23 protein-coding genes and 1 pseudogene are annotated in these 22,718 nt (G+C 34.7%); 17 read left to right on the forward strand and 7 right to left on the reverse strand.

Features of this window, described 5'->3' with window-relative positions; genetic code table 11:
* Positions 1–22: 22 nt before the first annotated feature.
* A complete protein-coding gene (locus ACZZZA_RS01200) occupies positions 23–1,456 on the reverse strand; it encodes an alpha-amylase (RefSeq protein WP_463429446.1) in 1,434 nt (477 codons plus the stop codon).
* A gap of 186 nt (positions 1,457–1,642) precedes the next feature.
* Between ACZZZA_RS01200 and ACZZZA_RS01205 the strand changes: the two genes are divergently transcribed.
* Positions 1,643–2,326: a DUF4290 domain-containing protein gene (locus ACZZZA_RS01205; protein ID WP_463429447.1), complete on the forward strand. Its 684-nt coding sequence runs from the start codon at positions 1,643–1,645 to the stop codon at positions 2,324–2,326.
* Positions 2,326–3,633: a UDP-N-acetylglucosamine 1-carboxyvinyltransferase gene (gene murA, locus ACZZZA_RS01210; RefSeq protein ID WP_463429448.1), complete on the forward strand. Its 1,308-nt coding sequence runs from the start codon at positions 2,326–2,328 to the stop codon at positions 3,631–3,633. The genes ACZZZA_RS01205 and murA overlap by 1 nt, the downstream gene beginning before the upstream one ends.
* Positions 3,634–3,811: 178 nt before the next feature.
* Here murA and ACZZZA_RS01215 read toward each other — a convergent pair whose 3' ends face one another.
* The 3 genes from ACZZZA_RS01215 to ACZZZA_RS01225 all read right to left on the reverse strand — a co-directional run bounded on the left by ACZZZA_RS01215 (position 3,812) and on the right by ACZZZA_RS01225 (position 5,368).
* Entirely contained in the window at positions 3,812–4,117 is a 306-nt protein-coding gene (locus ACZZZA_RS01215; RefSeq protein ID WP_463429449.1) for a cysteine methyltransferase, read from the reverse strand.
* 164 nt (positions 4,118–4,281) lie between these two features.
* Positions 4,282–4,953, reverse strand: coding sequence for a YiiX/YebB-like N1pC/P60 family cysteine hydrolase (locus ACZZZA_RS01220; protein WP_463429450.1), 672 nt, complete (start codon positions 4,951–4,953; stop codon positions 4,282–4,284).
* Complete coding sequence (locus ACZZZA_RS01225; protein WP_463429451.1) at positions 4,913–5,368, reverse strand: DUF1801 domain-containing protein; 456 nt, start codon at positions 5,366–5,368, stop codon at positions 4,913–4,915. Before ACZZZA_RS01225 ends, ACZZZA_RS01220 begins: the two co-directional genes overlap by 41 nt.
* A gap of 110 nt (positions 5,369–5,478) precedes the next feature.
* On the opposite strand from ACZZZA_RS01225, the gene ACZZZA_RS01230 reads away from it, so the two are divergent.
* From ACZZZA_RS01230 to proC, 4 genes are all read left to right on the forward strand, one after another.
* Positions 5,479–6,684, forward strand: a complete 1,206-nt coding sequence (locus tag ACZZZA_RS01230) for a pyridoxal phosphate-dependent aminotransferase (RefSeq protein WP_463429452.1) — start codon at positions 5,479–5,481, stop codon at positions 6,682–6,684.
* Between the two features lie 13 nt (positions 6,685–6,697).
* The gene (locus ACZZZA_RS01235; protein ID WP_463429453.1) at positions 6,698–7,177 is read left to right on the forward strand and encodes a hypothetical protein; all 480 of its coding nucleotides are present in this window, start codon (positions 6,698–6,700) and stop codon (positions 7,175–7,177) included.
* A 47-nt stretch (positions 7,178–7,224) separates the two neighbouring features.
* A complete protein-coding gene (gene murB / locus ACZZZA_RS01240; RefSeq protein ID WP_463429454.1) occupies positions 7,225–8,238 on the forward strand; it encodes a UDP-N-acetylmuramate dehydrogenase in 1,014 nt (337 codons plus the stop codon).
* Positions 8,239–8,349: 111 nt separating this feature from the next.
* Positions 8,350–9,153: a pyrroline-5-carboxylate reductase gene (proC, locus tag ACZZZA_RS01245; protein WP_463429455.1), complete on the forward strand. Its 804-nt coding sequence runs from the start codon at positions 8,350–8,352 to the stop codon at positions 9,151–9,153.
* A gap of 81 nt (positions 9,154–9,234) precedes the next feature.
* On the opposite strand, the gene ACZZZA_RS01250 is transcribed toward proC, so the two are convergent.
* The gene (locus ACZZZA_RS01250) at positions 9,235–9,660 is read right to left on the reverse strand and encodes a VanZ family protein (RefSeq protein WP_463429456.1); all 426 of its coding nucleotides are present in this window, start codon (positions 9,658–9,660) and stop codon (positions 9,235–9,237) included.
* Between the two features lie 52 nt (positions 9,661–9,712).
* On the opposite strand from ACZZZA_RS01250, the gene lnt reads away from it, so the two are divergent.
* From lnt to ACZZZA_RS01280, 6 genes are all read left to right on the forward strand, one after another.
* Complete coding sequence (lnt, locus tag ACZZZA_RS01255; RefSeq protein ID WP_463429457.1) at positions 9,713–11,353, forward strand: apolipoprotein N-acyltransferase; 1,641 nt, start codon at positions 9,713–9,715, stop codon at positions 11,351–11,353.
* A gap of 189 nt (positions 11,354–11,542) precedes the next feature.
* Positions 11,543–11,785 (forward strand): 50S ribosomal protein L28, encoded by a 243-nt coding sequence (rpmB, locus tag ACZZZA_RS01260; protein ID WP_463429458.1) that lies wholly within the window; start codon positions 11,543–11,545, stop codon positions 11,783–11,785.
* A gap of 3 nt (positions 11,786–11,788) precedes the next feature.
* Positions 11,789–11,971: a 50S ribosomal protein L33 gene (gene rpmG, locus ACZZZA_RS01265; protein ID WP_027373683.1), complete on the forward strand. Its 183-nt coding sequence runs from the start codon at positions 11,789–11,791 to the stop codon at positions 11,969–11,971.
* Positions 11,972–11,990: 19 nt separating this feature from the next.
* Positions 11,991–12,143, forward strand: a complete 153-nt coding sequence (locus ACZZZA_RS01270; RefSeq protein ID WP_082002123.1) for a DUF4295 family protein — start codon at positions 11,991–11,993, stop codon at positions 12,141–12,143.
* Positions 12,144–12,249: 106 nt separating this feature from the next.
* On the forward strand, positions 12,250–13,203 hold the full coding sequence (ftsY, locus tag ACZZZA_RS01275) for a signal recognition particle-docking protein FtsY (protein ID WP_463429459.1): 954 nt from the start codon (positions 12,250–12,252) through the stop codon (positions 13,201–13,203).
* 55 nt (positions 13,204–13,258) lie between these two features.
* On the forward strand, positions 13,259–13,510 hold the full coding sequence (locus ACZZZA_RS01280) for a GlsB/YeaQ/YmgE family stress response membrane protein (RefSeq protein ID WP_463429460.1): 252 nt from the start codon (positions 13,259–13,261) through the stop codon (positions 13,508–13,510).
* A gap of 68 nt (positions 13,511–13,578) precedes the next feature.
* Here ACZZZA_RS01280 and sppA read toward each other — a convergent pair whose 3' ends face one another.
* Positions 13,579–15,333, reverse strand: a complete 1,755-nt coding sequence (sppA, locus tag ACZZZA_RS01285) for a signal peptide peptidase SppA (RefSeq protein ID WP_463429461.1) — start codon at positions 15,331–15,333, stop codon at positions 13,579–13,581.
* Between the two features lie 19 nt (positions 15,334–15,352).
* Here sppA and folK point away from each other — a divergent pair, with 19 nt between their 5' ends.
* The 5 genes and pseudogenes from folK to fmt all read left to right on the forward strand — a co-directional run bounded on the left by folK (position 15,353) and on the right by fmt (position 21,432).
* On the forward strand, positions 15,353–15,766 hold the full coding sequence (gene folK, locus ACZZZA_RS01290) for a 2-amino-4-hydroxy-6-hydroxymethyldihydropteridine diphosphokinase (protein WP_463429462.1): 414 nt from the start codon (positions 15,353–15,355) through the stop codon (positions 15,764–15,766).
* 21 nt (positions 15,767–15,787) lie between these two features.
* A complete protein-coding gene (locus tag ACZZZA_RS01295; RefSeq protein WP_463429463.1) occupies positions 15,788–16,867 on the forward strand; it encodes an OmpA family protein in 1,080 nt (359 codons plus the stop codon).
* A 77-nt stretch (positions 16,868–16,944) separates the two neighbouring features.
* Positions 16,945–18,409 (forward strand): annotated as a pseudogene (locus ACZZZA_RS01300) (OmpA family protein).
* Positions 18,410–18,485: 76 nt separating this feature from the next.
* Positions 18,486–20,387 carry a RecQ family ATP-dependent DNA helicase gene (locus tag ACZZZA_RS01305; RefSeq protein WP_463429464.1) on the forward strand — a complete coding sequence of 634 codons (1,902 nt, stop codon included), beginning with the start codon at positions 18,486–18,488 and terminating at the stop codon, positions 20,385–20,387.
* Between the two features lie 97 nt (positions 20,388–20,484).
* Positions 20,485–21,432, forward strand: coding sequence for a methionyl-tRNA formyltransferase (gene fmt / locus ACZZZA_RS01310; protein ID WP_463429465.1), 948 nt, complete (start codon positions 20,485–20,487; stop codon positions 21,430–21,432).
* A 117-nt stretch (positions 21,433–21,549) separates the two neighbouring features.
* On the opposite strand, the gene ribB is transcribed toward fmt, so the two are convergent.
* Entirely contained in the window at positions 21,550–22,671 is a 1,122-nt protein-coding gene (ribB, locus tag ACZZZA_RS01315; protein ID WP_463429466.1) for a 3,4-dihydroxy-2-butanone-4-phosphate synthase, read from the reverse strand.
* Positions 22,672–22,718: the final 47 nt, after the last annotated feature.

The raw sequence follows: 22,718 nt of genomic DNA on the forward strand, positions 1-22,718 counted from the left end.
ATGAAGCAGTTTTTTAATTGAATTATTGATTGAGTGACCAAACCGAGTAACTGTTTGGCGGACATTGAATTTTCACCCATTTATCTCCCTGTGTTGTAGGGTACCAAGATGAATGACCTGTGAAATCTTTAATCTGTTGACTGCTCCAGTTTGTCTGAATCCATCGTTCCTGCCAATGAGAAGAACTGTTGATATAAACCACTAATCCCGGGTTTCCGTTGTATCCGTTTCTTCTGGCAATATATTCATCGTTATCTGTATAAAGAATGGATGTATTTCCTGTTGCTTTATTATTATGAATCCAAATCAGATTATTAAGCCTTTCTTTGTTCAGCCATTCCTCATAATCCCTGTAAAACATCGTAGGATAACCTTCATGAGTCAGAATATAGGAATATGCCAACATTTTATTATTAATAATATCCGTATCATGATTGGCAACGAAGGTCACAGCTTTGTAGGGATTTCTTTTCCACATCATATCATCATTTAGAACGTTTAGATTTCCATTGTCAAATGCTTCATCCATTTTGTAGTAAGCAGCAAAATCAAACACAGAACTGTTTGCGTTGTTTGCCCACCATTCTAAAGTATTAACATTAGAATCCCATAATTCACCAACAGAAAATCCACCAATGTTTGCATTCCATGTATTGACAACCCAAGGGCCAAAACCTTTAACGTAATCAAATCTCCATCCGTCAAATTTCATTACATTTTTATAATACTTACCTACAGAATCTTCACGCTCCCACAACCAATTTTTTACATAAGGATTTGCATGACAAAGATCCGGGAAACCTCCAAAAGCTCCTTCATCATTATTTCCGTAAGAATTTTTGTAAAAATCATTGTAGCTTCTTTGAAACTTACCTGATGCAACACCTGAAAAATCTGTCCACGTATTCGTTCCGGTAAAAGGATTGGCTTGAGATTGCCTGCCGCTGTTGTGATTCAGGACAATATCTGCATATACCTGCATGTTTTCCTCATGCGCTTTTGTGATGAGTCCTTCAAGTTCAGTTTTTGATCCGAAACGGGTTTCCACGGTTCCATTCTGATCGTAATTACCAAAATCAAAGTAATCAGTAGGATCATATCCCATAGAATAAGGTCCATTCTGCGCTTTTGAAACAGGCGGCAACCAAATAGCACTCATTCCTGCATTTGACCATGCTGGTAATTTATCTTTAACAGTATTCCACCATACTCCGCCATCCGGAACATCCCAATAAAAACCCTGCATCAGAACTCCTCCTCCGGGTCCTGAAATAAACTTTCCGTTTACAGAATTATTTCCTGTACTAAAAGGTCTACCATCATGATTCGTTACCAGAACGATTTTGTCATGAATGTTTTGTTGTAGTGCGTTTTCAATCTCTACCTCTTCATTACTTTGACAGGAGGTAATCAGACTTAATACCAGAAAAGAAACTAAATAATGTGTTTTTTTCATTTAAAATGTATTTAATTATTAAACTGATAACAAAAATACACTTTTCGCGAAATAAATTTCAAAATTTTAAGAAATTTATAGGTATCTAAAATTAAGGCGTATTTAATTGTTATTTTTTTGATAAAAAAACATAAACTTTTCAGTTTTTCAATTCATTATTTCTATTAATCCATATATTTGCATATTATGGAATACAATACCCAAAGAACTCAGCTTAATATGCCGGAATACGGCAGAATCATACAACAATTGGTTGAGCGTTGCAAAGAGCTTCCTTCAAAAGAAGAAAGAAACGAAATGGCAATGGCAATCATTGATTTTATGGGTCAGAGAAACCCACAACTACGAGACGAAGACAACTACAAACATAAACTTTGGGATCATTTATATATTTTAGCAAAGCATGATCTTGATATTGATCCTGTTTATCCTTTCCCTACCAAAGAAGAATTAGAGGAAAAACCCAAAAGAATGGAATATCCCAAGCTTCAAGGCGATTTTAAATTTTACGGAAAAAGTATTCTTCAATTAATAGAAAAAGCCATCGAACTGGAACCGGGAGATGAAAAAGAAGCCCTGATTGAGGTGATTGCTAACAATATGAAGAAATCTTACAATGTTTATAATAAAGAACATGTTACTGATGATGTGATTTTCCGTCATTTGAAAGAATTGTCATCAAACAGGCTCGATTTGACGAATATTGAATCTCTTGACAAGAGTAAGATTTATTACGCTACCGCCAACCGAAATAATCTGAACAAGAATAACAACAATAGAAATCAAAACAGTACTAACAATAATCTTAACAAAAGAAGATTCACCAATAACAACAACAACAACAACAACAACAATAAGAACAGAAGATAATGAGTGGGACGTTTCAAATAAGAGGAGGGAAAAGACTGCAAGGTGAAATTACTCCACAAGGGGCAAAAAATGAAGCTCTTCAAATCTTATGCGCAGTTTTATTAACAGATGAAGAGGTAAGAATAAAAAACATTCCGGATATACATGATGTCAACAGACTGATTGAGATTTTGGGAGATTTCGGGGTAAAAGTGACCAAAAACGGTCATGGCGACTTCACTTTTAAAGCAGACACTGTCAATTTTGATTATATTAAATCTGATGAATTTAAAAAAGACGGTGCAAAATTAAGAGGCTCAATCATGTTGATGGGACCTATGTTGGCTCGTTATGGTGAAGCTTACATGCCGACTCCGGGAGGTGATAAAATTGGCAGAAGAAGATTAGATACGCATTTCCAAGGATTGGTAGAATTGGGTGCAGAATTTAACTACGATGAGAACGAATATTTCTATTCATTAAAAGCTACAGAGCTTAACGGAAAATTCATCCTCCTCGAGGAAGCCTCCGTAACAGGAACTGCCAATATTGTGATGGCAGCGGCTTTAGCCAAAGGAAAAACAAGAATCTACAACGCAGCCTGCGAACCTTATCTGCAACAGCTTTGTAAGATGCTGAACAGAATGGGTGCTAATATTTCAGGCATCGGATCAAATTTATTAACGATAGAAGGGGTTACTCATTTGAACGGTACAGAGCACACGATGCTTCCCGATATGGTAGAAATCGGCTCTTGGATTGGTCTTGCAGCCATGACAAAATCTGAAATTACTATTAAAAACGTCAACTGGAGTCAACTTGGCGTTATTCCAAATACTTTCAGAAAACTAGGAATTGAGCTTGAGCAAAGCGGTGATGATATTTACATCCCGTCTCAGGAGCATTATAAAATTCAGAAATTTATCGATGGATCTATCCTTACGATTTCCGATGCGCCGTGGCCAGGATTTACTCCGGATTTACTTTCCATCATTTTGGTAGTGGCAACACAGGCAAAAGGAAGTATTCTGGTACATCAAAAAATGTTTGAATCAAGATTATTTTTCGTTGATAAACTGATTGATATGGGAGCACAGATTATATTATGCGATCCTCACAGAGCAACCGTAATCGGTTTGAATCAGGAATCACCACTTCGTGGAACTACGATGGTTTCTCCGGATATCAGAGCCGGAAACGCACTTTTAATTGCTGCATTATCAGCAGAAGGAAAATCGATTATTCATAATATCGAACAAATTGACCGTGGTTACGAAAATATCGACGGAAGACTGAAAGCGATTGGAGCGGATATTGAGAGAATTTAATAAGAAGGAAGTTGGTAAGTGGATGATGGAAGTTTTTGAAGTCTACAAAGCCCACTATACTTTTTAAACAAAATACAAAAGCGTTTAGAATTAATTTTCTGAACGCTTTTTTGATGAATTAAAACAAAAAAAGCGTTCAATAAATTGAACGCCCCTCAAACTATATGGACTTATAGCTCTAAGAATATTTTCTGCAGGTATAATCTACAGTTGTATTCAAGAGTTTGTTATTATTCAGAAAAAATTCAAGTTCCTGAGATTCTTCTATTGTAGCATTGACATGTAACTGAAATGATCCAAAATTTACTCCGTTCATATACTCCAAATTTACACTTAAAACTTTATAACAAATTCCCATTTGCTGGTAAATAGCATTCAAAAGATGGTCAAACTCCATTTTTCCATTCAGTTCCACTTCGATGATGATATCTCTTTTGAGAAGGTGTATATTTTTTGACAAAGGCTGCAAATTTGGCGTTATCATAACTACAATTTTTGATTAAGAATACTTTTCTGAATTACATATTTTAAAATATTTACTCATTAATTCCTGACAAAAATATAAAAAAATATTAGTCTACCAAATTAGTAGGGTATTAATTTTTAATTTTAACAAAAAAAGAGAAGCTTTTAAACTTCTCTTGTATATTATAATTCTTTAATTCTTTGGAGTTTATCGGAAGTCGCTAATCCATTTGGGTTGCATCCGGGTTCGCCTTCAGGAACTTTCAGATTTTTTTCAGCGTAAAACTTTTCCCAAAAAACATTTGTTTTTCCTGTTTTTGGATCAATGAACGTCATTGGTTCCAGTTTAAAAATATGATTTTCTTTAAATGATCTTTCAATATAATCTGAACAGTAATAAGAATTTTCGTCTAAAATATAATTGAAATTGTATGGTTTTCCCAACATTGAATTCGCTTTTACAATTGCATTAGGAATTGTATTTTGAAATTCAGGCTTTAATCTGTAAATCACCACTTTTTGTCCGTCACTCGCCTGATCTTTCAGAAATTCTTTTAAATTCTGCTTTTGAGATCCGCCATTCGGTGCAGCGTGAAGTACGAAAACACCCATTTTATCCTTTTGTAAAATCCCGATGTGATCAAATGATGCATTTTTCTGCTTTTGGGTAACATTATTAATCGCTCCAGATAAGCCACTTTCTTTTGCCGTCACAAAAAGCAAATCTCCATTTTTCAAATCTGAAGTTACTGAACTTTTACATCCCGATAATAGCACAAAAATATATGCGATTGCAAATATTTTTAAAGAAAACTTATTTTTTAAATTGAGTCTCATAAATCGTAATCCATTCATCAACAGTCATTTTTTTGCTTAGTTCAGCAATTAAATCAAAAGGAATTTCTTCTATTTTCTTAAAACGGATACATGATTTTCCCATATCCAGTTTTCTTTTAGAATGCTTGGGAAATTCTGCTACAAACCAATCTAAGAGTTCTGGTTTTGTATAAATTCCCATGTGATACAGTGCAATGAAATTTTTCTGAGAAGCCAGTCCCATAAACGGCAACGGAGAACCCGGCGTACAGTGGTAACCAGCAGGAAAAGTTTCTAAAGGAACATCCCATCCCACCATACCGTAACTTACGCCTTTTTGAAAACCTTTTGGTAAATTTTCGGTAATGGTATCAAACAGTTTTGTGAAAACTGCCTGTCTTTCTTCAGGAATTTTTGAGATATAATCTTCTACAGATAGAGCAGGAATTTGCATAGATTTTAATTTAGTTTTGAAAAACAAATTTAAAGTTAATCTCATTGAAATACTAATAATTTTAATATTGAAAAATTTAATCCTATTTTTGCCATACAAATTTTAGAACAATGCCGAATATCTCAAACAGAGCACAACAGATGCCACCTTCACCGGTAAGAAAACTGGTTCCATTCGCACTTCAAGCAAAGCAGAGAGGAACGAAAGTATATCATTTAAATATCGGACAACCTGATATCGAAACGCCGGAAACAGCTCTTAATGCTTTAAAAAATATTGATTTAAAAGTATTGGAATATGCACTTTCTGAAGGAAATATTGAGTACAGAAAAGCATTAACAGAATATTATCATTCGTTAGACTTTACAGATTTGACTCCTGATCATTTTATCGTAACCAACGGTGGTTCTGAAGCATTGAATTTCGCAATTTCTACATTATGTGATGATGGTGATGAAGTGATCATTCCGGAGCCTTATTATGCAAATTACAATGGTTTCACCAGCACTTTTAACGTAAATGTAGTTGCGGTACCCTCAACTATTGATACGGGATTTGCACTGCCTCCGATTGAAGAGTTTGAGAAAAAAATCACGGCAAAAACGAGAGCGATTGTTATCTGTAATCCAGGAAATCCTACAGGTTACTTATATACGAGAGAAGAGCTACAGCAATTAGCAGATATCGCTTTAAAATATGACATTGTAATCATTTCTGACGAAGTTTACAGAGAATATGTTTATGACGGAAAACAGCAAATTTCAATGCTTGCTTTTCCTGAATTGAGCGAAAACTGCATCATCATCGATTCAGAATCTAAGCGTTATTCAATGTGCGGTGTGAGAATCGGATGTCTACTCACTCGTTCAAAGAAAATTCACGATGCGGCGATGCTTTTTGCACAGGCAAGATTGAGCCCTGTTCTTCTAGGACAGATTGCTGCAACAGCAGCACATCAAAATGACGGAGCTTACATCAGAGCTGTAAGAGAAGAATATACCCACAGAAGGAATGTTTTGGTAGATTTACTGAATGCAATTCCAGGGGTGATTTGTCCGAAACCAAAAGGAGCATTTTACTGCGTAGCCGAACTTCCGGTTGACGACACCGAGGTATTTGCGCAGTGGTTACTGGAAAAATATTCTTTAAATAATGAAACCATCATGGTTGCTCCCGCAGGAGGATTTTACAGCAATCCGGAATTAGGTAAAAAACAGGTAAGAATTGCTTATGTCCTTAAAGAAGCAGATTTAAGAAAAAGCGTTGCAATATTGCAAGCCGCTTTAGAAAATTACAATTCTGATATAAGATTTTAATATAAATAATATCATGTCAACAGTAAAAACAGTCGGTTTGAAAGTATTCTTGTCTATGTTTTTACTGTTGACATTCTTTTGTTGTGGTGAAAAAACAACCGATACTAAAAACTCATCACGAGATCCTGAAGAAATCACTTTTATCGGATTATCTCATGTAGGCGGAGAATTAGGAAACTATAGCAGTTTTAAAGTAACCAAAGATTCTGTTCATTTTGAAAGCGGAACGACAGGCAACAAAAAACACAACGAATGGCACAAAGCGATCACACCAAAAACCTGGAAAAATCTTATTTCTTCATTTAAAATACAACATCTGGGTATAATTAAAAGTTCACCCAGCATTCAGCCTATTGATGGAATTGACGAAACTTTTCAAATTAAAACAACAAAAAAATCACACGTTTTTGTGAATGCTTACAGTGATGTTCATTACAAACAGTTTGAAGAATTCAAAATCAAATTAGAAAGTCTTTCTCCTGAGCAACGCTAATTCGGATCTATCTTCCAGTTAAATTAATTCTAAATATTTTCCCTTCAATGCACGAAAATTTTTCTTTAAAACCTTATAACACTTTCGGTGTAGAAGCTAAATCCAGATATTTCGCAGAAGTAAATTCTGTAGAAGAATTAATCGAAACACTCAAAAACGCACACGATCAAACTCTCCCACTCTTATTCCTCGGAGGCGGAAGTAATATTCTGTTGACGAAAGATTTTGACGGATTGGCAATTCAGCTCAATTTAAAAGGAATTTCAGAAGAAATCATCAGCGAAAATGAAGTTTTAGTAACTGCTAAAGCCGGTGAAAACTGGCATGAATTTGTGCTGTTTTGTTTACATAAAAATTATGGCGGATTAGAAAATCTTTCCTTGATTCCTGGCAACGTCGGGACTTCGCCCATGCAGAATATCGGTGCTTACGGAACCGAAATAAAAGACATTTTCGTTAACTGCCAAGTTTTAAATTTAGAAAACTCTGAACTTGAAAATTTCAATAGTGAACGATGCAGATTCGGGTACAGAGATTCTGTTTTCAAGCAGGAAGGAAAAGGGAAATATGTCATTCTGGATGTGACTTTCAGATTGACCCGAGAAAATCATTTGATCAAAACTGAATATGGTGCCATCAAATCTGAACTGGAAAATTTGGGTATTGAAAACCCAACCATTCAGGATATTTCAAGGGCTGTGATCAACATCAGACAAAGCAAATTACCCGACCCGAAAGTTATTGGAAATGCAGGAAGTTTTTTTAAAAACCCTACGATTCCTTTAGCTCAATTTGAAGAATTAAAGTTGAAATTTCCAAATATTCAGGGCTATCCCAACGGAGATTTTGCAAAAGTTCCGGCAGGCTGGCTCATCGAACAATGTGGCTGGAAAGGAAAACAAATCGGAAATGTAGCTTCACATCAATTACAGTCTTTAGTCATCATCAACGCAACAGGAAATGCAACCGGAAAAGAAATTTTTGATTTTTCTACAATGATTATTGAATCTGTGAAGGAGAAGTTTGGGATTGAACTTGAAAGGGAGGTGAATATTATTTAAAAAAATATTGTAAAATTTCAATTTAAAAATCAGAATTCACTATTTTTAATGATTACCAATCTTTAAATTTAGAAGTCACCTAAAAGACTTTAACATAAAAACAACACACAAATGAAAATCGCCATCATCGGAGCCGGAAATATGGGCTTATCTTTTTCTAAATCTTTTCTGAAATATGAACTGATAAAACCCGAAAACCTTCAGCTCATCACCAGAAACCGCTCAAAAATCCAAAAAATATCAGAAGAATTTCCAAAATCTAAGATTTCAATTTTTAATGATGTCGAAGAACTCGATGCAGATTTAATTATTATTGCCGTAAAACCTCAGGATTTCCAGCATGTTGCAGAAAATTTCAGGTTTAAGCTTAACGAAAAACAAATGGTTCTCTCCATCATGGCAGGAATCAAAATCGCAAAAATTCAGAAATTACTGAATCATCCTTTAGTTGTAAGAGCCATGCCCAATTCTCCTACTCTTTTAGGAATGGGAATCACAGGATACACGTCTGCAGAAGGAATTACATTTAACGAATTAATGAATGTTGAACGGCTATTAAACAGTACAGGAAGATCTGTATATTTGGAAAACGAGGATTTATTGGATGGTGTTACGGCACTTTCCGGAAGCGGACCCGCCTATTTTTACTACATCGTTGATGCCATGATCAAAGCCGGAACTCAAATGGGAATTGATGAAAACCTTTCTAAACTTTTTGTAAAACAAACGATGCTCGGAGCTTACCATTTAATCAATAATTCTGAAAAAAATCTTGAAGAACTCATCAAAGATGTTGCTTCAAAAGGTGGAACAACAGAAGCTGCCCTGAAAACATTTGAAGAAAACAATTTTAAAGAAATTTTACAGAAAGGAATTTTAAATGCTGAAAAAAGAGCGAAGGAACTGAACGGGTAAGATTTTAGAGTTTTAGAGTTTTAGAGTTTTAGAGTTTTAGAGTTTTAGAGTTTTAGAGAAAAATTAAATCATTAGTTACATTCACACAACTAAAAATTTAAAACGCATTTCGATAAATTTACACATTTGCCAACCCAAATAAACCCCAAAAGTATTGAGGATAACATCATCCACCTCAAAAATACCCATTCTTGAAAAATACTGAAGTGCTTCTACAATCACAATTGCAGAAACAAATGTCATAATGGTATTCTTCAGGTCTTTAATCTGAGGAAAAACCCAACCTAAAAAACCAAAAGGAATAAACATCACGACATTCCCCAAAACAATTCGAACAATATCCCACCAACGTATTGTATTCTCAATAAAACTTAATGTTGAGAATAAAGGCTCTACCCGAATCAAATTTTCGTCGTACTGAAACCTCCCCATCCCGAAAAACATCAGATAGAGCAGAAAAATTATGTACGGTAAAATAATGAATTTATAAAATTTCTTTAACATCATTTGCAAAGTTATTCATTTCAAAATCATTAAATTTGTGTGTTAAAATAATTTAATGAAATACGTTTTACTTACGCTCATTTCAGCGATGCTTTTGTCCATATCATGGCCTACATACGGAATTCCGTTTTTTATATTTTTTGCCCTCGTTCCGCTTTTAATGATGGAACATGGCGTTTCAAAATTCTCGCAGTTTAAAAGAAAAAGCTGGGTTGTTTTCGGGCTTTCCTACCTCTGCTTTATCATCTGGAATATCGTAACAACAGGCTGGTTGTACGGCTCTAAAAATCCTGACGGAAGCCACTCAATGATGGCTGTTTTGATTCCTATTTTAGCCAATTCATTTTTATATTCTTTGGTATTTCAATGTTATCATTGGTACAAAAATGCTCAGGGAAGTTATTGGGGATTAGCATTTTTCGTGGCAATCTGGATGAGTTTTGAGAAGTTCCATCTGAACTGGGAACTCACATGGCCTTGGCTGAATTTAGGAAATGTTTTTTCAGATTATCCTGAATTGATTCAATGGTACGACACTTTAGGTGCAACCGGCGGAAGCTTCTGGATTCTATTAATTAATGTTCTGATATTTTATACGATTAGAGTTTTTGAAGCAGGACGGAAAAGAAAAGATTTGATAAGAAATTCATCGATTGTTGCTTTGCTGATCATTCTTCCTATGATTATTTCGGTGGTTAAATTTAATAATTTTGATGAAAAACCTATTGGTCAGGTTAAAGTTTTAATGCTACAGCCCGCTCTTGATCCGTACGCAGAAAAATATTCCAAAGACAGCGTTACCATTGTAAAAGAACTTCTTGCACTTGCTGAACAAAATACCAAAGGAAAAATAGATTATTATATTGCTCCGGAAACTTCAATCCCGGGAAGAGGTTCTATTTCTGAATCTGCATTTGAAAAAAGCGTACTTCTGAATGATGTGAAAAGTTTTCTGGTGAAACATCCAGGCTCCGTCTTCACCACCGGAATTTCATCGCATCGATTTTATAAAAGTGATAAAAATTTACCTAAAGAAGCCTATCAGCTGAATCCTCAACTATGGGTGGAAAGCTATAATTCTGCAGTACAAATTATTCCTAATCAGAAAGTGGAAGTGTATCACAAAGGAAAACTGGTTCCCGGTGTAGAAATATTTCCATACATGAGCGTTTTAAAACCGCTTTTAGGCGATGCGATGATCGATTTAGGAGGTACTGTAGCATCATTGGGAACAGATAAAGAACGTGTAGCTTTTTCGAATCCTTTCAATAAAGGAAAAATTGCTCCGATTATTTGTTATGAAAGTATTTATGGGGAATTTGTTACTGAATATGTAAAGAAAGGAGCCAACTTCTTAGCAATTGTAACCAACGATTCATGGTGGGGCGTTACGGAAGGTCACAGACAACTTTTGTCTTATGCAAAACTAAGAGCCATCGAAACGAGAAGAGAAATAGCAAGATCTGCCAACAGCGGAATTTCTGCTCATATCAATGCGAAAGGTGAAGTTCTGGAAGACACTTTTTATGGTGATAAAACTGCCCTTTTTGCAAAAGTAAATCTTTATGATAAAGAAACATTTTATGTAAAAGCCGGGGATTTGATGACGAGATTTTCAATATTTTCTTTAGGGTTTCTTCTGTTTTATTTTTTGATTAAAAAGTTTCAGAATAAATTAGAGAAAAAGAAAGTTTAAGATACAGATCCGAAAACATTTAGAAACAGCTAAATACTGCTCTATTAAACAATTATTAAATTTAAATCGGTTGAGAATAAAAATAAAAGACAAATATTTATTACAAAAGTTTTGTAGAAAACTTGTCTGTCTAAAAAATTATTCGTTATTTTGCAACCTCAAATATTATACAAATAAGAACATCGAGATATGTCAAGAATTTGCCAGATAACAGGAAAGCGTGCAATGGTTGGTAACAACGTTTCCCACGCTAATAACAAAACGAAGCGTCGTTTTGAAATTAACTTATTGGAAAAGAAATTTTACCTTCCAGAGCAAGACAAGCATGTTACGCTTAAAGTTTCAGCTCATGGATTGAGAGTTATTAACAAGATTGGAATCGAAGAAGCTATCGCAAGAGGCATCAGAGAAGGATTGATTAAAAAGAACTAAATCATGGCAAAAAAAGGAAATAGAGTTCAAGTAATTCTTGAATGTACAGAGCACAAAGAAAGTGGTATGCCGGGAATGTCTAGATACATTTCTACAAAAAATAAAAAGAACACTACAGAAAGATTGGAATTGAAAAAATACAATCCGGTTCTTAAGAGATCTACCCTTCACAAAGAAATCAAGTAATTTATAAATATAATTTACCATGGCAAAGAAAGTAGTAGCAACCCTACAAAGCGGACAGTCAAAAAAAATGACTAAAGTGGTGAAAATGGTGAAGTCTTCTAAATCAGAAGCTTACGTTTTCGAAGAAAAAGTAATGAATGCAGACGAAGTTGACGCTTATTTGAAAAAATAATCAGTCACTTTATTTACAATACGGAAACTACTCATATTTTGGGTAGTTTTTTTGTTATCTTTGTTTGTACAAGACAAAGTAAGCTTATAAAAATCAAAATTCTAAGATGAGTTGGTTTAAAAATATTTTTAAAAAAGAAGAAAAAGAAACGCTGGATAAAGGTCTGGAAAAATCAAATCAGGGGTTCTTTGAAAAAATGACAAAAGCCGTAGTCGGCAAAAGCAAAGTAGATGACGAGGTTCTTGATGATCTTGAAGAAATACTTATCGCTTCTGATGTAGGCGCTTCTACCACCATCAAAATCATCCAGAGAATAGAAGAACGTGTAGCAAAAGACAAGTACGTGAATATAAGCGAACTTGACCGTATTCTGCGTGAAGAAATCTCCGGATTACTGCTAGAAAACCCACAGGCAAACACCGGGAACATAGACACTTCAAAAAAACCTTACGTCATCATGGTTGTAGGGGTAAACGGTGTTGGCAAAACCACAACAATAGGAAAGCTGGCTCATCAGTTTAAGTCTGAAGGAAAAAAAGTTATTTTAGGAGCAGGAGATACTTTTCGTGCAGCTGCTGTAGATCAGCTGACTATTTGGAGTGAAAGAGCCGGAGTTACAATTGTAAAACAGGAAATGGGTTCTGACCCTGCTTCTGTTGCTTTTGATACGGTACAAAGTGCCGTTGCTCAGGATGCGGATGTGGTAATCATCGATACTGCAGGAAGACTTCATAATAAAATCAATCTGATGAATGAGCTTTCTAAAATCAAGAGAGTCATGCAGAAAGTGATTCCCGACGCTCCTCATGAGATTTTATTGGTGTTGGATGGTTCAACAGGTCAGAATGCTTTTGAACAGGCAAAACAGTTTACCGCAGCAACTGAAGTAAATGCTTTGGCGGTAACAAAATTAGACGGAACAGCAAAAGGCGGTGTGGTGATCGGAATCTCTGATCAGTTCCAGATTCCTGTAAAATATATTGGTGTTGGCGAGAAGATGCAGGACCTGCAATTATTTAATGGTATAGAGTTTGTAGATTCATTCTTCAAGAAGAGATAAGTCATCTTTATTTCTTGAAAATAAACCAAATTTATTAACATTAAAAATTTAAACTATGGGAATTTTAACATGGATCATTTTCGGTCTTATCGCAGGGGCAATCGCAAAAGCATTACATCCGGGAAATGATCCTGGAGGCTGGATTGTAACAATCATCATCGGTATTTTAGGAAGTATGCTTGGAGGCTGGATCGGATCAATGATATTCGGAGTAGATGTATCAGGATTTAATCTATCAAGCTTTTTAGTTGCAATTGCAGGATCAGTTCTTTTACTGGCTATCTACAGGATGGTAACTAAGAAATAGAAACCATTAAAAAAATAAAAAGCCGGATTTGAAAATTTCAAATCCGGCTTTTTTATGAACAATATAATTTAGTTTATCTTGATCTGATAAGGCATTTCCATTTTCACCTCAGACTTCAGCTTTTTATCTGTAACCTGTTCTAAAATTTCATAATTTGCTTTACCAATTTTATTTTTAATTACTCTTGCAGAGATATCGTCTTCATTTAAATCTTCAAAAATCTGCTCAAATGCGGTCATTTTTTTAGGATAAGAAGAAACATTGTAAGATTTAATATTTGCTTTTTGTGCCGCAAATTTTACAGCATCTTGTAAACTTCCCAATTCATCTACCAAACCGATTTGTTTTGCACGAGTTCCGCTCCATACTCTACCGCCACCAATTGCATCGATATCTTCAAAAGATTTTTTTCTGTTTTGAGTAACAAAGTAAACGAATCTTTTGTAAGTTCCTTCAACACTTCTGGTCATCAGGTTTACTCCGTAAGGTGTCAATCCGTTTAATGAAGAGTAATATGCTGAATTGGCATTGGTCGCAACAATATCAGAACGAACTCCGTTTCTGTTGGCTAAATCTTTAAAATATGGCATCACTCCAAAAACTCCTATAGATCCTGTCAATGTATTGGGTTCAGAATAGATTTTATCTGCAGCCATTGCAATGTAATATCCTCCCGATGCCGCATAATCTCCGAAAGAAACCACCAATGGCTTTTTCTTTTTCAATTGCTGGAGTTCAAATAAAATTTCGTCTGAAGCATTTGCACTTCCACCCGGAGAATTGATTCTTAAAACTACAGCTTTTACTTTTTTATCATCCTGAAGTTCTTTGATGTATTTGATGTATTTTTCAGAATTAATATCACTGTACTCATCGCCATTATTGATAGAGCCGGAAGCATACAAAACTGCGATTTTCTCACCAGAAGTATCTTTATCAGTAAAAGAATCTATGTATTTTGTAAGAGAGATTTTATTTAATTTATCATTTTCCTTTAAGCTCAGCTTTGTTTTGATTATTTGATCATATTCTGTTTTCTGAATCAGTTTATCTGCCAGTTTATTTTTTAAACTTAAATCCGGAATCATGCCGTATAAACTGTCAACCACAGTTTTGAATTGATTCACATCCATTTTTCTGGATGCGGCAATTTTAGAAGCTGTATTATCCCAAATATCATTAAGAAGCGTACTTAGCTGTTCTTTGTTTTCAGGAGAAATATCATTTCTTAAAAACGGTTCAACCGCAGATTTAAATTTCCCATGACGTATAACCTCAATTCCGATACCATACTTTTCTGCAAAATCTTTAAAGAAAGTAACTTCTGTAGAAAGACCTTTCAATTCAATTCCTCCTGAAGGATTCAGATAATACTGATCAGCCACAGATCCTAAATAATAAGAAGACTGCGAAACCATATTACCATAAGCGTACACAAATTTTCCGCTTTTTTTAAAATCCTGAATTGCCGCTCTCAAGTCATCAATCTGCGTGATCCCAGCATTTAAGTTATCAACTTCAATGCTGATCCCTTTAATATTATCATCGTCTTTGGCTTTTCTCACCGCTTCCAATACATCATATATAAGTACACTGGTGTTTTTATTATTAACATTGAAAATACTTTGTTGATCTTCTGTAGGGCTGTCTATAATATCTGTCTTAAGATTAATCGTTAGTACAGAATTTTTCTTTACACTTACAGATTTCTCACTGCTCATCGATCCAAATGCAATCATGATGATGAAAAAGAAGAAAAATACAACACATAGTACCACAATAGCTACTATATTTGCCAATACATTTTTAAAGAAACTCTTCATAAAATAATCATTTTCTAATATGTCGCAGCATAAGGTCGTTTTGTTACTCGGAAGTAATATTGGTGATAAAAAAAACAATCTGGATATCGCTTTAGATAAGCTCAAAAGCTTAGGAGAAATATTAAAAAATAGTGAATATTTAACATCCGAACCTGTGGAGTTTGTCAGTTCCAATAATTTTTGTAATATTGCAACAGTAATATTTACGCATTTTTCGCCAATTCAGTTACTTAATTACATAAAAGAAATTGAAGCTGAAATGGGGAGAATTAATGATAGTAAAATATCCGGATGCTATACAGATAGGATTATAGATATTGACATCGTTAAGTATAATGATTTAAAATTCATTTCAGAAAAGTTGGTGCTCCCTCACAAAAAACATCTTTTCGAAAGAAAATTTTCTAAAATATTATTAAAAGATTTTATTTAATCGAAACATAAAACATATTGTATGAAATTAGGTTTATTACTATTGGCAACACTGCCTATTGCGTCATACGCACAGGACAGTATTTCTGTTAATACTTCAGATGAGTATCCCAATACTTTTTCTTCAGGTTCTGCAAATATTCAAAAATTTGATAATAAGGCAAGAAAATTCAATGATTGGTCGGTATCAGTAGGAGGAGGTCCAGCTTTCATGACTTTTGCAGATGTCACTTCATTCTATGGTGAAAAAATTAATTGGGGATGGAATGCTTATGCGAGTATCGACAAGCAAATATCTCATACTTTTGGTCTTAGTTTGCAATACTCGATGGGTAAAACTAACCAACAGGCAAAATTACCAAATAATCCTGCTGCAGGAGTAGGTACAGCCTGGACTGAATTTAATCAGGTATCACTATTAGGAGATGTCAACTTCTCAAATTTACTTAGAAGAGTTGATAATAAGTCACCTTACAGATGGGCATTGCATGGTTATTTAGGTGGTGGTTTTATGGGATATAAAACTGAATTAATTGATAGTGATGCATCAAGATGGAGCACAAATCCTCCAAGAATTCCTATCATGATAGATCAAAAATTAGGAATTGCATCGTTTTTCATGCAGGCTGGAGTTGGTTTAAAATATAATGTATCAAAACTTATTGATATTGAGGCAAGAATGATGTATATCAATAGCTTCGATGAAGAATTTGACGGAGGTGGCGAAGGGAGAGCTCTTGAAACGCTTGCGGGAGACAGAATCAATTATAATCTGATTAATGATAGTTATTCTGATGCGATGATGTCATTCAATTTAGGTCTATCATTTAAGTTAGGTAAGCATCAGACTCATTTGTCATGGCATGATCCTTTACAAGGAATATATTACAGAACTCATGTATTAGAAAACACTGCTACCGAACTGGTTGTATGCGAGAAAGGAGATAGTGATAACGACGGGGTTTGTGATGACTGGGACAGAGAATTAAATACACCTTCTGGAGCAAGAGTTGACGGTTCTGGTGTAGCACTAGATATGGATCTTGATGGGGTAATAGACTTATATGATAAGTGTGTTACTGTAGCATGGACCAACAGATAACAACGGTTGTCCAGAATAATCCGGTGAACAATAAATAAACAAATCATTTAATTAACTAAATAAAAAAATAATACACTATGAAATTAAGTTTAGCAATTGTAGCATTTGCTTTAGCAGTTCCTACTGTAGCGTTTGCACAAGATTCAATAGCAGTAGTTTCAACTGAAGGATATCCGAATACATTCTCATCTGGATCTGCTAATGTGTCTCCATTCACACAACAGTCTAAAAGATTTAATGATTGGGCAATCTCATTTGGTGCTGGTGTACCACTCGTTCAGTCCGGAGATTTAACATCTATAAAAAACGGAAACGGTAACGGTAAGGATCTTTTTGGTTATTCAGCTTATGTGAGTATTGATAAAGCTATTACGCATGCTTTTGGTATTAACCTTCAGTATGACAGAGGGGAAACAAGACAAGGATGGTTCAACACCAAAGATAACTCTCCGGCAGGTTCTACTTACCAGCAAGTAGGTGCAAGAACGCAATATGATGCAATATCATTATTAGGTGATGTTAACTTTTCAAATCTTTTAAGAAGAGTTGATAACAAATCTACTTTTAGATGGGCACTTCATGGATATGCTGGTATAGGTACTTTAGCTTACAGAGCTTATCAGGAAGACCTTTCAGGTCAAAGATTAGTAACTGAAGTTAAGCCTTTCAAATTTGGTTCATTCTTCGGTCAGGCTGGTGCAGGACTTAAATTTAAAGTAAACAGAAGAATTGATCTTGAAACAAGACTAATGTATGTTTACACCGGTGATGATCAATTTGATGGTGGAGGTGCACAGTATAGTGATATCAACAAAAGAGAGGATCAGATTTCTGATAACTTCTTTAATGCTACTTTAGGTTTATCTTTAAAATTAGGAAAACATGAATCTCATTTAATGTGGCACGATCCGTTGCAGGAAATTTACTACAAATTAGATGTTTTAGCTGATAAAAACCAAGATATTGAAGTTTGTAAAAAAGGTGATGCTGATAACGATGGAGTTTGCGACGATTGGGACAGACAGCTTGATACTCCTGCCGGTGCAAGAGTAGATGGTGCAGGTGTTGCTCTTGATGCAGATTTAGATGGTGTTATCGATCTTTACGATAAGTGTGTAACAGTACCTGGAACCTGTAGAAAACAATGGTTGTCCTCTTACTGCAACCACACCTGTTGGACCGGTTGACGAAACTGTAACTAATATGGAAGGAATTGAATTTGATTTAAATTCTGACAGAATTTTACCTTCAAATACACCAATCCTTAATAATGCGGTAAACTATATTAACTCTTCAAATGGTGCTTATACCGTGATTGGAGCTACAGATACCAGAGCTACAGATGAATATAACCAAAAGTTATCTGAAAGAAGAGCAAACAGTGTGAAAAACTATTTGATTAAAAATGGTGTAGATTCTTCTAAACTGAACGCTGTTGGTAGAGGTGAAAAAGACCTTAAATACCCAGAGTGTGAGCCTGCTACTAAATGTCCTGAATGGAAAAACAGAGCAAACAGAAGAGTTTATTTCGAAGCTAAATAATAAACTTATCATATATTTATAAAAGTCACGCACTGCGTGACTTTTTTCGGTAAATTAGTTTCTATATTTTTACAACATGATTTCTTCTCACGATTTTCAGGAACTGAAAAATAAAACCCTAAAACATTTTTGGGGTTATGATACATTTAGAGATTCTCAAGGCGAAATCATAGACTCAGTAATTACCGGAAATGACACTCTGGTTCTTTTACCGACAGGTGCAGGAAAATCTTTGTGCTATCAACTCCCTGCTTTGCTAAGAGAGGGAGTTTGCTTAGTGATCTCACCATTACTAGCATTGATGAAAGATCAGGTAAATCAACTTAAATTCAGAGGTATTGAAGCAGAATATCTCTCTTCAGAACTCGATGATTTTGATGCAGAAGTTATTTACAACCGTTGTAAGGACGGAATAACAAAGCTTCTGTATATTTCACCAGAAAGATTGACAAATTTTCAGTTTATTCAGCAGATTGAAGAAATACAATTGTCATTTATTGCTGTTGATGAGGCACATTGTATTTCAGAATGGGGGCAAGATTTCAGACCGAGTTATCAAAATATTAAAGATTTCAGAAAAAGCAATCCCGAGATCGCCTGTTTAGCTTTAACGGCTACGGCTACACCGAAAGTTTTGAATGAAATAAAAAATAAGCTTGAACTAAAAAAGCCCAATGTATTTCAAAAAAGTTTTAAAAGAGATAATATTAAGATTTTCTCTGAAGAAGTTTCTGATAAATACCAAAGAATTTTTAATATTTTAAAATACGCTAAAGAATCCGGAATCATCTATGTGAGAACCAGAAAAGATGCCGAGTTGCTCACCGAATTTCTTCACAAAAACAAAATAAACAATGTAGATTATTTCCATGCTGGATTAACTACGAAAGAAAAAAACGAAAGACAGAACTTCTGGAATAACAGCGATCAAAGCGTATTGATTTCTACCAATGCATTCGGGATGGGAATCGATAAGGATAACGTGCGTTTTGTCATTCACTTCTCCCCTTCTCAGTCGATAGAAAACTATTATCAGGAAATTGGTCGTGCCGGCAGAGATGGAAAAAAAAGCTTTGCTTTTATGCTTTGGGACAAACAGGAAATTTTAAATTTTGATCAGATTCTAAGGAATCAAATTCCAAATAAAGCTGAATTTTTGAAAATTATTTCCTATTTATATTCTAAATTTCAGGTGGCAGAATTTGAACTTCCTGAAAAAGTTTTTCAATTAAATATTTCCGGAATTCAAAATTTTACAAAACTTTCAAATGCAAAAATTAAAAATGTGTTGAATTTCCTGCACAATCAGGAAATCATTTATTACAACAGCAACAAAAGCTTATCATCAATCGAACTTTTAATAAAAGCAGATGAAATCGATCAGCTTCCACAAAAAGATAGTTATTTCATTGAACTTCTCCTCCGCTCCATTTCCGGAATTACTACACATAAAGTGATGTTCAGCGAACAAAAAGTGAGTGATAAAATTGGTGTGAGTATTCATTTAATTAAAGAACGGTTAAAAGAACTGCAGCAGAAAAACTATCTTGATTATATAGACGGAGCCTTGGCAAGTGTAAAATTCCTTAAGCCGAGAGATGAGAAAGTGATCAATAGTAATTACTGGAAACTTTTTGAACAAATTCAAAAAAGCAAAATTCAGAAGTGGGAAGAAATGAAATTTTACATTGAAGATTCTACATACTGTAAAATGAAACTGATTCTTGCCTATTTTGGTGAAAAAAACTCAAAAAACTGTGGAAAGTGTTCTGTTTGTGAGAAAAACAAGCAATCTATTTTCGGAAAAAACATTTCATCTGAAATTGTTAATTTATTATCCGAAAAACCCTCTACTATCGATGAACTTTCAATTCGGCTAAATTTCCATGCAAAAGAAAATATTTTAGAAAATTTGATTTTCCTTCTTGATTCAGGAAAAGTAAAAATGCTGAACTTTAGAACGTATGCGTTGACATGAGGAGGTTTGATATTTGATGTTTGATAAATAAATTAAGATTTCTGATTTTCTGATCTTTTAATTTTCTAATAAAATCAAAGACCTCTATCTTTGCAAAATGAAATCATTGAAAGTCGTTTTTTTTGGCACACCAGAGTTTGCGAAGACAGCATTGGAAGCTATTCATCAATCAAATCATGAAGTGGTTGGCGTTGTGACAGTTGCAGATAAAGCAAGCGGTCGCGGACAAAAGATCAATCAATCTGCTGTAAAAGTGTATGCTGTTGAAAATAATTTAAACGTTCTCCAGCCTGAAAAACTTAGAAATCCTGAATTTTTAGAAGAAATAAAAAGTCTGAATGCGGATGTATTTGTTGTTGTTGCGTTCAGAATGATGCCGAAAATCTTGTTTGAAATGCCTGAATTGGGAACTTTCAATCTGCATGCTTCTTTACTTCCCGATTACCGTGGTGCAGCGCCAATTAACTATGCGGTAATTAACGGGGAAGATAAAACCGGAGCTACGACTTTTTTCATCAATGAAAAAATTGACGAAGGAAATATTTTACTTCAGGAAGAAATTGAAATTTTACCGGACGAAAACGCAGGAAGTCTTCATGACCGTCTGATGGAAATGGGCGCAAAATTAGTCGTGAAAACACTTGATGGATTATGTGAAAACTCAATTACAGAAAAACCTCAGCCAAACGTTGAACATCCGAAAAATGCTTTTAAAATATTTAAAGAAGATACTAAAATAGACTTTAGTAAAAGCTCAAAAGAGGTTCATCAGTTTATCTTAGGAATGTCACCTTATCCTGCAGCTTTTACCACTTTAATAATCGGAGAAGAAGAAAAAGGACTGAAAATCTATGCAGGAAAATTTGAAGTTTCTGAGCACGGAAAAACTTACGGAACCTTAGATATTTCTAAAAACGAATTTAAAATCTACACCAGAGACGGAATTTATTATCCTTTAGAATTACAGCTGGAAGGGAAGAAAAGAATGAATGTAAAAGATTTTCTGAACGGGTTCAGAAATTTCGACGAAATAAAAATGGCTTGATAAATCAAGCCATTTTTATTTCGTCGAAGTCAATTGTCAATTGTGAATTTGCTTCAAAGTCAATTGAATGTAGTGAAAATTCACTTACGTAACAAAATAGACCATTCACTATTCATTTTAAAGCTGAACCATCTCAGTAACCTCAACTTCATAACCACCAACCTGAGGTTTTACATTAGGATTCTGAGTAATGACTTTAAATTTATTGATTCCTAAATTCTTTAAAATCTGCGTTCCGATACCGTAGTCTCTGTAATTGAATGCTGCAGTAGGATGCTTTTGCTGTCCGTCTTGATAATTCAAAAACTGTTGTAATTTTCTCAATGTATTTTCGGAATTGGATACATTATTGATAAAAATAATTGCTCCTTTTCCTTCTTCATTGATCATATTGGTTACTTTCTCCAAAAGAGGTTTTTCACCGTTATTCAATCTCGTTAAAACATCAAAATAAGAATCCGAAGACTGCACTCTCACCAAAACAGGCTCATCAACCGTCCAAGATCCTTTGGTTAAAGCAAAGTGAATCTGATCGTTAGAAGTTTCTCTGAAAGCTAAGAAATCAAAATCACCGTAAGCAGTTTTCACTTCTCTTTCTTCAATTCTGTCAATCAAATTTCCTTTTTTAAGCTGATAGTGGATCAAATCTTCAATAGAAATGATTTTCATATCATGTTTTTGTGCAAAAGCGTACAATTCCGGAAGACGAGACATACTTCCATCCTCATTCATAATCTCACAGATAACTCCACCCTCTTTCAAACCTGCAAGACAGGTCAGATCAATTGCAGCTTCAGTATGTCCGGCTCTTTTCAAAACTCCACCTTTCTTGGCACGAAGCGGAAAAATATGACCGGGACGCATAAAATCTGTAGGTTTTGCCTTGTCATCCATTAATGCTAAAATTGTTTTAGCTCTGTCTCCTGCAGAAATTCCTGTAGAAGTTCCGTCACCCAGAAGATCGACAGAAACGGTAAATGCAGTCTCTTTAGGATCACTGCTTCTGCTCACCATGATATCCAGACCAAGCTCATCACATCTTTTTTCAGGAAGCGGCATACAGATCAGCCCTCTTCCGTGGAAAGCCATGAAATTGATTAACTCAGGCGTTGTCAGTTCGGCAGCACATAGAAAATCTCCTTCATTTTCTCTGTCTTCATCGTCTACCACTATGATTATTTTACCATTTTTAAGGTCTTCAATTGCCTCCGGAATAGTATTTAATTTAATATCAGACATTTTTACTTTAAATTTTCGCAAAGATACTTACAAAATAAGCATCAGCC

Source organism: Chryseobacterium sp. AC405b, assembly GCF_979258685.1.